Raw genomic sequence first — 11,317 nt, 5'->3', positions numbered from 1 at the left:
ACGCCACCCCCCCGGGGCCCCCACGTCCCCCGCACGCAGCCCCCCGACACCCCCCCCCCCCCGCCCCGACAACCCCCCCCGCGCCCCGCGCAACAACACGGAACGGGAGGGGGACGTACCCTCCTGGTGTGGAGACGCAGCTCGCCCGCACCCGGCGGGCCCGGCGGGTGCACCGGATCCTCGCCGAGAGCTACCCCGACGCCCACTGCGAGCTGGACTTCAGCACGCCGCTGCAGCTGCTGGTCGCCACGATCCTGTCCGCGCAGTGCACCGACGCCCGCGTCAACACCGTCACGCCCGCGCTGTTCGCCCGCTACCCCACCGCCGCCGACCTGGCCGCCGCCGACCGGGCCGAGCTGGAGGCGGTCGTCAAGCCCACCGGCTTCTTCCGCGCGAAGGCCGACTCGCTGCTGCGCATGTCCGCCCGCCTGGTCGAGGACTTCGGCGGCGAGGTGCCGGGGCGGCTGGAGGACCTGGTGACGCTGCCGGGGGTGGGGCGCAAGACCGCCAACGTCGTGCTCGGCGACGCCTTCGGCGTGCCCGGGATCACCGTGGACACCCACGTCGGCCGCCTCTCGCGGCGGCTGGGCTTCACCGAGCACGAGGACCCGGTGAAGGTGGAGGCCGACCTGGCCCGGCTCATCGAGCGCAGCGGCTGGACGATGTTCAACCACCGCATGATCTTCCACGGCCGGCGCACCTGCCACAGCCGCCGGCCGGCCTGCGGGGCGTGCCCGGTCAGCCGGCTGTGCCCCTCGTACGGCATCGGCGAGAGCGACCCCGTCGCGGCGGCGAAGCTCGTCAAGCGGGGTCCCGCGGCGGCGCTGGCGTGAGCGCCGGGACCGCCCCGCGGGCCGGGCGCGGGCAGGCCGGGGGCGCGCTGCCGGGCTGGCTGCGCCCGCTCGCCGAGCGGCTGCCCACCGTGACCCTCGACGACCTCGCCTGGCACGAGGACCGGCACGAGGACCGGCGCGCCGGTGCGCCGGGGGCCGCCGGCCGGCACCGCGACGCGGCCGTGCTCGTCCTCCTCGCCGACGGCCCCGCCGGGCCCGAGGTGCTGCTCACCGAGCGCGCCGGCACGCTGCGCCAGCACTCGGGGCAGGTCGCCTTCCCCGGCGGGCGCAGCGAGCCCGGCGACCCCTCCCCCGCGGCGACGGCGCTGCGCGAGGCCGCCGAGGAGACCGGTCTGCTCCCCGCGGGCGTCGACGTGCTCGGCGAGCTGCCGGCGCTGCTGCTGGCCCACTCCGGCCACCGCGTCACCGCCGTCGTCGGGCACTGGCGCGAACCCTGCCCCGTCGGGGTCCGCGACCCCGGCGAGGTGGCCCGCGTCGAGCGGGTGCCGCTGGCCGAGCTGCTCGCCCCGGAGGCGGTGCGCCGGGTGCGCGCCCCCGGCGGCTACGCCGGGGACGCCTTCGCCGTCCGCGGCCTGCTCGTGTGGGGCTTCACCGCCGAGGTCCTCGTGCGGGTCCTCGACCTCGGCGGGATCGGCTCGCGCCCGCGGGCGGTCGTGGAGATCCCGCTGGAGCAGGCGCTGGCCTGGGCGGGGCGGTCGGCGCCGTGACGCCCTCCACCGTCCTCGACGTCCTGCTCGTGGCGCTGCTGCTCGCCCAGCTCGTCGCCGGCTACCGCGAGGGGCTGCTCGTCGGCCTGGCCGGCCTCGCCGGGCTGGTCGGCGGGGCCGCGCTCGGTGTCGTCGTGCTGCCGCAGGTCGTCGACGGCTGGGTGCCCGGGGTGCGGCGCACGCTCGTCGTGGTCGTCGGCACCCTCGCGCTGGCGGTCGTGGGCCGGCTGCTGCTGGGCCTGGTGGGGCTGCGGCTGCGCTCGCGGGTCAGCTGGCGGCCCGCCCGCTTCGCCGACGCCGTGCTCGGCGCCCTGGCGGGGCTGGTCGCCACCCTGCTGGTGGTGTGGGTCGTCGCGGGCGCGGCCCGCACCGCCCCGCTGCCCACCGTGGTGCAGGCCGTGACGGGCTCGCGCGTGGTGGGGGCCGTGGACGCGCTGGTGCCCGAGCGCACCGGCGGGGTGCTCGCCGGGTTCTGGTCGGCCGCGCAGGCCAGCGGCTTCCCGCGCGTGTTCACCGGCCTGGACGCCGAGCCGATCGACCCCGTCGACCCGCCCGCCGCCGCGGTGCCGGACACCCCGGGGCTGCGGGCCGCGCAGCCGGGGATCGTCAAGGTCACCGGGGTGGCGCGCTCCTGCGAGCGCGGGCTGGAGGGCAGCGGGTTCGTCGCGGCCCGCGCCGGCGGCTCGGCGCGGGTGGTGACCAACGCCCACGTCGTCGCGGGGGTCGAGGCACCCCTGGTGCAGCCGCAGGGCGTGGGCCGGCAGTACCCGGCGACGGTCGTGGCCTACGACCCGTCCCTGGACCTGGCCGTCCTCGACGTGCCGGAGCTGCGGGCCGCCCCGCTGCCGCGCAGCGGGGCGCTGCAGCGCGGGGACGCCGCGGTCGTGGCCGGCTTCCCGCTCGACGGGCCGTTCGTGCTGGCCACGGCCCGGGTGCGCCAGGTGCTGCAGGCCCAGGGCCGCGACATCTACGACACCGCCGACGTGGTGCGCGAGGTGTACTCCGTCAACGGCACCGTGCAGCCGGGCAACTCCGGCGGCCCGCTGCTCACCGAGGACGGCGAGGTCGCCGGGGTGGTGTTCGCCAAGTCCCTCGACGACGAGAACACCGGCTACGCGCTGACGCCGGCGGAGCTGGACGAGGTGCTCGCCGAGGCCGCGGCCGGCGGCGGGCGGGTCGGCACCGGGGCCTGCACGAGCGAGTGAGGCCCCGGGCCCACCGGCGCACCCGCCGGTGGGCTCACCAGCGGGCGAGCCAGCCGGTGAGCAGGGAGGCCATGCGGTCCGGGGCCTCCTCGGGCACGTAGTGCCCCGCGTCGGGGACCTCGACGGCGCGGTGCGGGCCGTGGGCGTGGTCGGCGCCGGCGTCCAGGGCGCGCAGCGAGACGGTCGGGTCCAGCTCGCCGCGCACCTGCAGCACGGGGACCTGCACCCCGGCGCGCAGCGCGGCGGCGAAGCGGCGGCCGTCGGCGCGCAGCGCCGAGCGCGCGATCCAGCGGTGGTACTCCAGCGCCGAGTGCGCGACGAAGGGGACGCGGATCGCCTCGGCGTAGCGGGCGAGCTCCTGCGGGCCCGGCCAGCCGGGCCCGGACCAGGCGCGCAGCACCCGCTCGACGCCGTCGCCGGCCACCAGGCGGCGCTCGGGCAGCAGCGGCAGCTGGCGCGCCAGCGCGGCGCCGGTGGTGCCCAGGCCCTCGCGCGGGCCGTCGAGGACGCGGTCCAGCAGGACCCGGCGCGTCAGCGAGGGGTGGGCGGCGCCGACGACGACGATGCCCCGCACCTGCTCGGGGTGCAGCACCGGCAGCGCCCACGCGGTGCGCCCGGAGACGCCGTGGCCGACGACGACGGCGTCGCGCTCACCGAGGGCGCGCACGACGGCGGCGACGTCGGCGGCCGAAGTGGGGGTGTCGTAGCCGCGGGGCGGCTTGTCGGAGGCGCCGTAGCCGCGCAGGTCCATCGCCACCGCCCGGTACCCCGCGGAGGCCAGGGCGACCAGCTGCGAGCGCCAGGCCCACCAGAACTGCGGGAAGTCGTGCAGCAGCAGCACCAGCGGGCCGCTGCCGAGCTCGGCGACGTGGAAGCGCGCGCCGTGCGCGGCGACGAGCCGGTGCCGCCAGGGTCCCTCGACGAGGACCGCGGAGACGTCGGCCGCCGCCCCGGGCGCCACGGCGCGCGCTGTGCGGGTCAGTGCCCGATGCGGGTGGCGCCGGTGGTCGTGGGCGTGGCGCCCGGGCGCGCGGCGATGGTCTTGGCGACCGGCTTGCCGCTGGCGGCCGCCTTGATCGCGGCGACGGTGTCCTTGGAGGTGCGGATGGTGCGCTCGGGCGGGCGGACCTGCTTGAGGCGGCCGAAGCCGACGGCCGCCAGCGCGCCGGCGACGGCGAGCATCGCGACGGCGACGACGAGGAAGGAGAGCCAGACCGGCCAGCCGGCCCCCTCGACGAGGGCGTAGGCCACGGTCACGCCGAGGAAGACGAAGGCGACGAAGCCGAAGACGCCGGCCACCGCGAACATCCCGCCGCCCAGGGCGCCGTTCTTGACGTCGGCCGTGATCTCGGCCTTGGCCAGGGCGACCTCGTAGCGCACGAGCTCGGACACGTCCTTGGTGGCGTCGGCCACGAGCTGACCGATCGTGCGCTCGGGCGCACCGACGGGGCGGTCGTCCAGGGTGGTCATCGCTTCCTCCTCCTGCCACCGCGCGGGTGCCGGTGTGCCGGGGAGAACCCTAGGGACTCGCGCGGGCGCGTGCAGCGGGAGGGCCCGCCGACACGCGATCCGCGGGCCGCGGGACGGCGGGCGGGGCGGCGGGCGGGGCGGCGGGCGGGGCCGCGCCGGGCAGGACGCGTCGCCGTCGGCGGGGGGTCCGACGGCGACGCTGAGGTCGCTCTCGCACAGGGGGGACGAGCGACGACCAGGACCAGACCCTACGGCTCTCAACCTCTTCCGCGGGGGCGATCCGGGGAACTCGTGGACCCCGCCGGGCAGGTTCGCCCCGACGGAGCAGCGCCGTCGCCCGGTGCGGGCGCACCGGCACGGCGCGTCCCCGCGGCGGGCTCAGCCGACCGGGCGCCAGCGCACCAGCAGCGCCCGGTGGTCGCTGCCGCGCACCACCTCCACGCGGGTGCCGACGGCCCGCCAGGAGGCCCCGTCGGCCAGCGCGTGGTCGATGGTGGCGCCCAGCGCGGCCGGCAGCCGCAGCGGCCAGGTCCCGTGCGCGGCGGTGCCCGTCTGCAGCCCGGCGTCCACGCACGTCCCCCGCAGCCGCAGCACGGGGTGGTCCAGGGTCGCGTTGAGGTCGCCGGCCAGCAGCGCCCCGGGGGTGGCCGCGCACCAGTCGGCGACGGCCCGCACCTCCCGGCGCCACTCCTGCAGCAGCTCCGGCACCGGGGCGGCCGTGTGCGCGGCGGCCAGCACGGGCCCGGAGCCGGCGACGGGTGCGGCGGTGACGACCGCGCGCAGGCCGCCGGACAGCTCACCGGTGGCGCGGTACTCCCCCAGCCGCTCGGAGACCAGCAGCGCCGTGCCCTCGCCGGAGCGGCCGTCGCGGTCGGTGGCGAAGAGGACCTGCACCCCGGTGCCCGTGGCGGCCCGCACCCGGGCGGCGACGTCGTCGGCGTAGGCGCGGTCGGCCTCCGGCAGCGCGAGCACGTCCGCGCCCGCGGCCACCGCCAGGCGCGCCACGTCGGCGGGGTCGGCGGAGGAGTGCAGGACGTTGGCGGCCAGGACGGTCACGTCGCCGGGCTGCGCCGGCGGCAGGGTGCCGGCGCCCAGCCCCCGGGTCAGCGTGGTCGCCAGCGACCCCGCGGCGGCCACGGCCAGGACGCTCGCCGCGGGCAGCAGCAGCCGCCGCAGCCGGCGCCCGCGCAGGGCGGCGAGCCCGGTGAGCGCGGCGAGCCCGCCCAGGCCCAGGCCGACGGGCAGCCGGAACGCCACGGCCTGCGCGAACGGGGTGGTGCCCGCCAGACCCGTCCACTGCGGCAGCAGTGCGACGACGGCACCGGCGGCCGCCGCGCCGGTCAGGAGGACCGCCGCGGCGGTCGTGGTGGGACGGCCGGCGGGACGGCGGGCGGGGCGGCGGACGGGGCGGGAGCGCTCGTGCACCCCCGCAGCGTGCCGCACCCCCTCGCCCGCGCGGCGGCGCGGAGGAGGGGGTGCGGTGGAGAGGTGGTGCGGTGGGAGGTGGTGCGGTGCGGGAGCGGGTGCGGGAGCCGGCGGGCTCAGTCGCCGCTGGAGGCGCTCATGCCCCGGGTGATGGCGTCCATCACCGTGGAGTCGGTGAGGGTGGTGACGTCGCCGGTGGGGCGGTGCTCGGCGACGTCGCGCAGCAGGCGGCGCATGATCTTGCCGGAGCGGGTCTTCGGCAGCTCGGCGACCACCATGATCGACTTCGGCTTGGCGATGGGGCCGATCTCCTTGCCGACGTGGTTGCGCAGGTCCGCCACGGTGTCCGGGCCCTGCTCGTGCCCGCCGCGCAGGATGACGAACGCGACGACGGCCTGGCCGGTCGTCTCGTCGGTGGCGCCGACGACGGCGGCCTCGGCCACGTCGGGGTGCGAGACGAGCGCCGACTCGATCTCGGCGGTGGACAGCCGGTGCCCGGAGACGTTCATGACGTCGTCGACGCGCCCGAGCAGCCAGATGTCGCCGTCCTCGTCGCGCTTGGCGCCGTCGCCGGCGAAGTAGCGGCCCGGGAAGCGCGCCCAGTAGGTGTCCTTGAAGCGCTGCTCGTCGCCCCAGATGCCGCGCAGCATCGCCGGCCACGGCTCGGTGACCACGAGGTAGCCGGCCTGCCCGTGCCCCAGCGGCTCACCGGCGTCGTCGACGACCTCGGCGACGATCCCCGGCACCGGCACCTGCGCGCTGCCGGGCTTGAGGGTCGTCACCCCCGGCAGCGGGGCGATCATGTGCCCGCCCGTCTCGGTCTGCCACCAGGTGTCCGCGACGGGCGTGCGGCCGCCGCCGATGACGCGGCGGTACCAGCCCCACGCCTCGGGGTTGATGTTCTCCCCCACGCTGCCCAGCACCCGCAGCGAGGACAGGTCGTGGCGGGCGGGGTACTCCTCGCCCCACTTCATGCAGGTCCGGATCGCCGTCGGCGCGGTGTAGAGGACCGTCACGCCGTACTTGGCGACGATGGACCACCAGCGGTCCTTGTCGGGGGTGTCGGGGGTGCCCTCGTAGACCACCTGGGTGAGGCCGTTGGCCAGCGGGCCGTAGACGACGTAGCTGTGCCCGGTGACCCAGCCGACGTCGGCGGTGCACCAGTAGACGTCGCGCTCGGGGCGCACGTCGAAGACGTTCTTCGTCGTGTACGCGGTCTGCACGAGGTAGCCGCCGGAGGTGTGCAGGATGCCCTTGGGCTTCCCGGTGGTGCCGGAGGTGTAGAGGATGAACAGCGGCTGCTCGGCGTCGAAGGCCTGCGCCTCGTGCTCGGGGCTCGCGGCCGCCAGCGCCTCGTGCCACCACACGTCGCGGCCCTCGGTCCAGTCGACCGCCTCGCCGTTGCGCTTGACGACGAGCACGTTCGTCACGCTCGGGGCGCCCTTGGCCAGCGCCGCGTCCACGGCGGGCTTGAGGGTGGTGGGCTTGCCGCGCCGGTAGGAGCCGTCGCAGGTGATGACGACCTTCGCCTCGGCGTCGACGATGCGCGAGTGCAGCGCGTCGGCGGAGAAGCCGCCGAAGACCACCGAGTGCGCCGCGCCCAGGCGGGCGCAGGCGAGCATGGCGACGACGGACTCCACGAGCATCGGCAGGTAGATCGCGACGCGGTCGCCGGCCTGCACGCCCAGCGCGGCCAGGGCGTTCGCGGCGCGCTGGACCTGCTCGTGCAGCTGCGCGTACGTGACGGTGGCGGTGTCGCCGGGCTCGCCCTCGAAGTGGATGGCCACCCGCTCGCCGTTCCCGGCCGCGACGTGGCGGTCCACGCAGTTCACCGCGACGTTGAGCTCGCCGCCGACGAACCACTTCGCGAACGGCGCGCCCGACCAGTCGAGGACCTCCTCGAAGTCCTTCGCCCAGGTGACGTGCTCGCGGGCCTGCTCGGCCCAGAACCCCAGCCGGTCGGCGGCGGCCCGCTCGTAGAGGTCGGGGCCGGCCACGGCCTGCGCGGCGAACGCCGGGTCGGGCGCCACCGTCAGCGGGGTCGCGCTGCTGGTCTCTGGCGTGGTCACGGTCGTCCTCCTCGACGGACTGCTGCACCGCGGTGCGGCACCACCGCACCGCACGACGTCGCCGAGGTTAGCCGCCCCCACCGGCGGCGCGCGTCGCGAGATCACGATCGGCGCGGCGGCGCTCGCGGCCGGCCGAGGCCGTCGACCCGGCGGAGGCGGCGACGACGACGGCGACGGCGACCACCGACGTCCACGGCAGCGCCTGCGAGAGCAGCAGGAAGCCGACGACGGCGGCGATGGCCGGTTCCAGGCTGAGCAGGACGCCGAAGGTCCGCTCCGGCAGCCGCCGCAGCGCGACGAGCTCCAGCGAGTACGGCACCACCGAGCTCGCCAGCGCCACCACCAGGCCCAGGGCGAGCACGTGCGGGTGCAGCAGGTCGGCGCCCGCGGTGACGACGCCGACGGGGGTCACCAGCAGCGCGGCGATCGCGCTGGCGACGGCCAGCCCGCTCTGGCCGGGGGTCGCGGCGCCGACGCGGGCGCTCAGCAGCACGTAGCAGGCCCAGAACGCGCCCGCGGTGAGGGCGAGCAGGACGCCCAGCGGGTCCAGCGAACCGCCGGCGCCGTCCCCGCCGAACCCGAGCCCGGCGACACCGGCGAGCGCCAGCCCCACCCACAGCAGGTCGCGGCGGCGGTGGGTGAGCACCGCCGAGAGCACCAGCGGCCCGAGGAACTCGCAGGTGACGGCGACGCCGAGCGGGATGCGCGAGAGCGCCTCGTAGAAGGAGGTGTTCATCGCGGCGAGGCTGACGCCGAAACCGGCCGACAGCAGCCACTGCCGCCGCGTCCAGGAGCGCACCCGGGGGCGGACGGCGATCAGCATGACCAGGCCGGCGACCACCAGGCGCAGGGCGGCGGCACCCGCGGGGCCCACGGAGGCGAACAGGGAGCTGGCCACGCCGGCGCCGACCTGCACCGAGGCCGCCGCGCCGAGGACCATGCCGACCGCGGGCAGGTCCCCCCGCCGGTCGCCGGTCCGCTGCCCGGCACCGGTCGTCGCGCTCACGGTGCCCCACGCTATCGGCGCCGCTCGCGGCGACCTCCCGCCGGGAGCGCGGACCCGCCCGGAGCGGTGGACGCCGGGCGGGTGGACGCGGGGCGGGTGAACGCGGGGCGGGTGGGGCGCGTAAGCACCCCCGAACCCGGCACCGGCCGGGCCCCGGACACCTGGAGGAACCCCGTGCGACCCCGTACCGCGCTCGTCGCCGCCGCCGCCGCGGCCGCCGTCGTCCTCGTCCCCGCCGCCACCGCGACCGCCACCGACGGCGGCCGCGGGCACGGGCACGGGGACTCCCCCCGCGCCGTCGGCCTCGTGGACGGCACCCGCCTCGTGACCTTCTCCACCGCCCGCCCCGGCGAGGTCAAGCACACCGGCGCCCTGCAGGGCCTGCAGGGCGACACCCGCCTCGTCGGCATCGACGCCCGCGTGCAGGACCGGCAGGTCTACGGCGTCGGCGACCGGGGCGGCGTCTACGTCCTGGACGTGCACCGGGCCACCGCGACCCGCGTGCTGCAGCTCAGCGTGCCGCTGGAGGGCACCGCCTTCGGCGTCGACTTCAACCCGGCGGCGAACGCGCTGCGCATCGTCAGCGACACCGGGCAGAACCTGCGCCAGCCGTTCGCGGCACCGGGTGCGCCCACCGTCGCCGACACCCCGCTGACCACCCCGCCCACCGCCGGCACCACCACCGGCGTCACGGCCGCGGCGTACACCAACGCCGACCTCGACGAGGCCACGGCCACGACGCTGTTCGTGCTCAGCACCACCACCGACCAGGTGGCCGTGCAGTCCCCCGCCAACGCGGGCACGCTGGCCGCCACCGGCAGGCTGGGCGTGGACCTGTCCGGCGACGTCGGCTTCGACATCGCCGGCACCACCGGCTACGCCGTCGTGCCGGGCACCGGGAAGGACGCCGGCCGCTCCACCGTCCACGAGGTCTCGCTGCTGACGGGGAAGGCGACGGTGCGCGGGACCCTCGACGCGGCCGTCACCGACCTGGCGCTGAAGCTGCCCTGACCCGCAGGCGGTCCGGCGGCCTGAGGGGGGCTGCCGGACCGCCCGCGCGGGGGCGCGAGCGGGAGCGGGGCGGGGACGGCGGCGGCGGACGGAGGGCGATGGGACTGCGGCAGGGGCGGCGCGGCCGGGTGGCGCAGGACCCGCGGCGGCGGCCGCACGAGGGCCCGCGCGAGGGGTTGCGCGAGGGGTTGCGCGAAGGGTTGCGCGACGAGGCCGACGTCGCGCGCGCCTACGCCGCGCACGGCGCCGAGCTGCACCGCTTCGCGCTGCGCGGCCTGGGCGACGCCGCCGCCGCCCAGGACGTCGTGCAGGAGACCTTCCTGCGCGCCTGGCGGGCCGCCGACCGCTACGACCCGGCGCTGGCGAGCCTGCGGACGTGGCTGTTCGCCATCGCCCGCAACGCCGTCCTCGACCACGTGCGTGCGGCGGGCGCGCGGCCCTGGCAGGGTGCGCTCGTGGCGGACGTGGCCGGGGCGGCCGGGGACGGGGCGGGCCAGCCCGCCGAGGACCCCGGCGAGCGGCTGCTGCGCGGGTGGGTCGTGGAGGAGGCGCTGCGCCGGCTGTCCCCCGACCACCGCACGGCCATCGTGGAGACGTACCTGAAGGACCGCCCACCGGGCGAGGTCGCCGCCGAGCTGGGCGTGCCGGTCGGCACCGTGCGCAGCCGGGTGTTCTACGGGCTGAAGGCGCTGCGGGTGGCGATGGACGAGATGGGGGTGGAGCCGTGAGCGGGCCGGGCGCCCACCGCGAGCTGCGCGAGCAGCTGGGCCTGTTCGCCCTCGGCCTGCTGCCGGCCGAGGAGGAGCCGCGGCTGCGCGCGCACCTCGACGGCTGCCCGGAGTGCCGGGCGGAGCTGGCGGAGCTGGCCCCGCTGGCGCAGGACCTGCGGCTGGTCGACCCCGAGCGGCTGCCCGGGCCGCCGGCGCCCCCGCGCGCGCTGGGCGAGCAGGTGCTGGCCGCGGTCCGCGAGGAGTCCGTGCTGCGCAGCCGCCGCGAGCGCCGGCAGGCCCGCCGCGGGCGGCTGCGCGCGGTGCTGGCCCCCGTCGCCGCGGCCGTGGTGGCGGCGGCCGTGGCCACGGGCGCGACCTGGCAGCTGACCCGCCCGGACGGCGCCCCCGCACCGGCCGTCGCCGTCGAGCGGCTGCCGCTGACGGTGGCCGACGCGGGGCTGGGCGCGGGCGTGCGGGCCGCGGGGCCCGCCGTCGTCGTCCCGCACACGTGGGGCGTGGAGGTGACGTTCGCGGCCACCGGGTTCGCCGACGGGCGCACCTACCGGGCGCTGGTGCGCACCGCCGACGGCGCGGCCCGGCCCGCCGGGGAGTTCCTCGGCGTCGGCGCGCGGGAGCTGACCTGCGACATGCAGGCGGCGGTGCTGCGCGCCGACGCGACGGCCTTCGAGGTCGTCGACGAGGCCGGCGCCACCGTCCTCGTCCTCCCGCTGCCGCGGGCCTGACGCCCGGGCTCCGGGGGACCCCGATCCCCCGATCCACTGCGGTGTGGGGTGGGTGGGGGGGGCGGCTGCAGGCGACGGCGGGGTGGTGCGCGGCGGGGGGCGGGCGGTGGGGCTGGG

General features: G+C 78.1%; 11 protein-coding genes. 6 read left to right on the top strand and 5 right to left on the bottom strand.

The window, feature by feature from the left end:
• The first annotated feature begins 128 nt into the window (after positions 1-128).
• The 3 genes from nth to ACRYM2_RS21505 are packed head-to-tail and all read left to right on the top strand — an operon-like array spanning position 129 to position 2,766.
• The gene (gene nth / locus ACRYM2_RS21515; RefSeq protein WP_432524604.1) at positions 129-833 is read left to right on the top strand and encodes an endonuclease III; all 705 of its coding nucleotides are present in this window, start codon (positions 129-131) and stop codon (positions 831-833) included.
• Positions 830-1,561, top strand: coding sequence for an NUDIX hydrolase (locus ACRYM2_RS21510; protein ID WP_432524602.1), 732 nt, complete (start codon positions 830-832; stop codon positions 1,559-1,561). Before nth ends, ACRYM2_RS21510 begins: the two co-directional genes overlap by 4 nt.
• Positions 1,558-2,766, top strand: coding sequence for a MarP family serine protease (locus ACRYM2_RS21505; protein WP_432524601.1), 1,209 nt, complete (start codon positions 1,558-1,560; stop codon positions 2,764-2,766). Before ACRYM2_RS21510 ends, ACRYM2_RS21505 begins: the two co-directional genes overlap by 4 nt.
• Before the next feature lie 34 nt (positions 2,767-2,800).
• Here the strand turns inward: ACRYM2_RS21505 and ACRYM2_RS21500 are convergent, their stop codons facing one another.
• From ACRYM2_RS21500 to ACRYM2_RS21480, 5 genes are all read right to left on the bottom strand, one after another.
• Complete coding sequence (locus ACRYM2_RS21500) at positions 2,801-3,727, bottom strand: alpha/beta fold hydrolase (RefSeq protein WP_432524600.1); 927 nt, start codon at positions 3,725-3,727, stop codon at positions 2,801-2,803.
• A 17-nt stretch (positions 3,728-3,744) separates the two neighbouring features.
• Positions 3,745-4,236, bottom strand: coding sequence for a phage holin family protein (locus ACRYM2_RS21495; protein WP_432524598.1), 492 nt, complete (start codon positions 4,234-4,236; stop codon positions 3,745-3,747).
• Between the two features lie 378 nt (positions 4,237-4,614).
• Positions 4,615-5,661 (bottom strand): endonuclease/exonuclease/phosphatase family protein, encoded by a 1,047-nt coding sequence (locus tag ACRYM2_RS21490; RefSeq protein ID WP_432524597.1) that lies wholly within the window; start codon positions 5,659-5,661, stop codon positions 4,615-4,617.
• A 116-nt stretch (positions 5,662-5,777) separates the two neighbouring features.
• Positions 5,778-7,730, bottom strand: a complete 1,953-nt coding sequence (gene acs / locus ACRYM2_RS21485; protein WP_432524596.1) for an acetate--CoA ligase — start codon at positions 7,728-7,730, stop codon at positions 5,778-5,780.
• Between the two features lie 67 nt (positions 7,731-7,797).
• Entirely contained in the window at positions 7,798-8,736 is a 939-nt protein-coding gene (locus ACRYM2_RS21480; RefSeq protein WP_432524594.1) for an EamA family transporter, read from the bottom strand.
• A 174-nt stretch (positions 8,737-8,910) separates the two neighbouring features.
• Between ACRYM2_RS21480 and ACRYM2_RS21475 the strand changes: the two genes are divergently transcribed.
• The 3 genes from ACRYM2_RS21475 (at position 8,911) to ACRYM2_RS21465 (ending at position 11,200) form a co-directional block, all read left to right on the top strand.
• Entirely contained in the window at positions 8,911-9,747 is an 837-nt protein-coding gene (locus tag ACRYM2_RS21475) for a DUF4394 domain-containing protein (protein WP_432524592.1), read from the top strand.
• A gap of 98 nt (positions 9,748-9,845) precedes the next feature.
• On the top strand, positions 9,846-10,475 hold the full coding sequence (locus ACRYM2_RS21470) for a sigma-70 family RNA polymerase sigma factor (protein WP_432524590.1): 630 nt from the start codon (positions 9,846-9,848) through the stop codon (positions 10,473-10,475).
• Complete coding sequence (locus tag ACRYM2_RS21465) at positions 10,472-11,200, top strand: anti-sigma factor family protein (protein WP_432524589.1); 729 nt, start codon at positions 10,472-10,474, stop codon at positions 11,198-11,200. Before ACRYM2_RS21470 ends, ACRYM2_RS21465 begins: the two co-directional genes overlap by 4 nt.
• Positions 11,201-11,317 lie beyond the last annotated feature (117 nt).

It is taken from the genome of Kineococcus aridisoli, from assembly GCF_050871885.1.
GTDB lineage: Bacteria > Actinomycetota > Actinomycetes > Actinomycetales > Kineococcaceae > Kineococcus.
The sequence above is the reverse complement of the archived record's forward strand: the minus strand, read 5'-3'. Positions and strand labels throughout refer to the sequence as shown.

Excerpts from the sequence above, each read along its gene's own strand:
- ACRYM2_RS21470 (WP_432524590.1), top strand. The coding sequence starts at position 9,846 with ATGGGACTGCGGCAGGGGCGGCGCGGCCGGGTGGCGCAGGACCCGCGG.
- ACRYM2_RS21495 (WP_432524598.1), bottom strand. The coding sequence starts at position 4,236 with ATGACCACCCTGGACGACCGCCCCGTCGGTGCGCCCGAGCGCACGATC.